Here is a 2,169-nt window from a genome sequence, read left to right on the forward strand (position 1 = left end):
CGTACTTCATCATTAACTTGATAACGCAGAGAAAATTCCGTTGGTTCATTGGCACCAAAAAGTCTAGTCATGGATACTCCTAATTGATTTGTCACGTCAACACCTACCTCCAAACCCCAACCCAAAGAGGAAGCACGTCGCGCTCCACGTTTAGGAATACTTGCAGGAAATATCCGAAATTCACTTAACCCAGTCGCTGCAACAATATCCTGCTGTAAGTTAGCAAGAATGGTAGTACTTGCTACATTCGCTAATGCTAAATTCCTATCTTCACTAAGGGTATCAATAATATTACCGCCCAACAAACTGACTATTTGTATTTCCGATCGCCTTGGAGAGCTAGTCAACTCTAGGTTATTTTCTAATTCTGATAGAGGTCCTTTTGCTGTTGCCATAATTCTAACTTTCTGACTACTATTCAGGGTGCCTGGTGATGGAGCGTCTATCGTCTCGGATGATAATGGTGATGATGGGGATGATGAGCGGTTGGTCTCAAAAGCTGATGCTAAAAGCTGTACGTCTACAATGGGGTCAAGTCCATTAATTGGGGTAAAGGTAGCTGTGTTGTTATAGTTAGGGTCTAAACGCAATTCTGTAGTAAATAGATTAATTGACCCTGCTGCCAGGTCGATCTTACCGCTGGGACGAATATCGCTGAGGGTGCCGTTTATCAGTAAACCACCTGCCACTTCAAAGTTAGCGAGTCCAGGACTAATCATCCGTAGGCGATCGCTTAGAGTCACCTGAAAATTATTTAGACTCACCTCAAAATCTTCCATACCAAAACCAGGTGCATTTTCTCCATTGCCTGCTGCTGCTGCAAAACCTGCTGCCTGATTCAAAAATATTCTACCTTGAGAGACTTCAACGTTACCGCCTATTTCTGGTTGCAAAGCTGCACCTGTAATCAGGACTTTTCCATCAATACCAGCTTGAAAAACTCGTTGAAAGTTTATATTGAGTCGGTCTAATGTAATTATCAGGGGGTTATTTATATCTGCTTCTTGACTGCCAAAGGGTTGAAAAATTGGTAAAACCCCAATGACTTCAACTTTACCGTCACTGAGAATTCCTTGAAGTTCTTTTACTTCAATACGATCGCTCTGAAATAAAACTGTACCTTTTAGGTCTGTGAGAGGTTGGGGAAATGCTGCTGCTGTTATACTCATGTCTGCAAATTTAGCATATCCTTCTGGTTGTGGTTGTTGTAATGTTCCTTTGACCTGCAATAATATATCTCCTTGACCAGAGTTTAATGTTACCTGGTCGGTCAAAATATTAACTATCTGTAACGCATCATTTTTGATATTGACGCTGACGTTAATTAGATCGCTGCCTGCGGAAACTTGAGCAAAGGGTAAGTCAATGGGTATATCACCTCTATACAAAATTGGGTCTCCAATTATAGAAATACCTCCACCAAAACGCAGACGTCCGGTGTTGTAACTAAATTCTGTTTGTGCTTTTTCAATAGGTGTTTCGTTTAAGGTACCGTCTACTATATTGATTTTGCCTATAGCTCTGGGGTCTTCAAAATTTCCTCCTATTTCTGTTTCGGCATTCAATTTTCCTGTAATATTGATGTTCGGTGGTATATAATTTTGGGCAAATTTCTGTACTTCCTCTAAATTTATATTTTCTAATCGTAATTTCCCAGTCTGGTTTTCTGGACTTAAATCTCCATTAAATGCTAATAATGTTTCTCCTACTTGTACTTCTAGTGGTTTGACTGTCAGCACTTCGTTTTCATATTGACCCTGTACGAGAAATTTATCGATTTTGTAAGGTCCCCAATTCCAGTCACTACCGTTGATATCAAATTTGCCGTCAACACCAGACTGTAAAGATCCTTCTGCTGCTACTTCTGCATCAAAAGTTATATCTAGACTGGCAAGAGGTGGTATTGATATGGGAGTATTTGGTTGTTGACTTTTTTGCTGTTGTTCGAGCAAAGCTTGAATTTCGGCAAACCGACGCAGTTGGGAAATTACTGGTGTATTTTCTGGAAAACCTACTGCAACTGGTTGCACGTCTTCAGCGTTGGCATAATTTGGAGTTGCGATACCTCGCCCAATGTCTTCTAAGTTAAACCATTGGAGTGCAGTCAAAATATCTTGAGCTTCACCTTTTTCAATTTTTAGGTTGCCAGCAAATTTGGGGTCGAAATTG

The 2,169-nt window shown here is 40.4% G+C and carries 1 protein-coding gene; it reads right to left on the minus strand.

The window, feature by feature from the left end; genetic code table 11:
* Positions 1-2,169 (minus strand): translocation/assembly module TamB domain-containing protein (locus AC3DU7_RS19795; protein ID WP_488041029.1); only part of this gene is annotated, 2,169 nt, incomplete at both ends.

The sequence above is a fragment of the Okeania sp. genome, assembly GCF_983059655.1.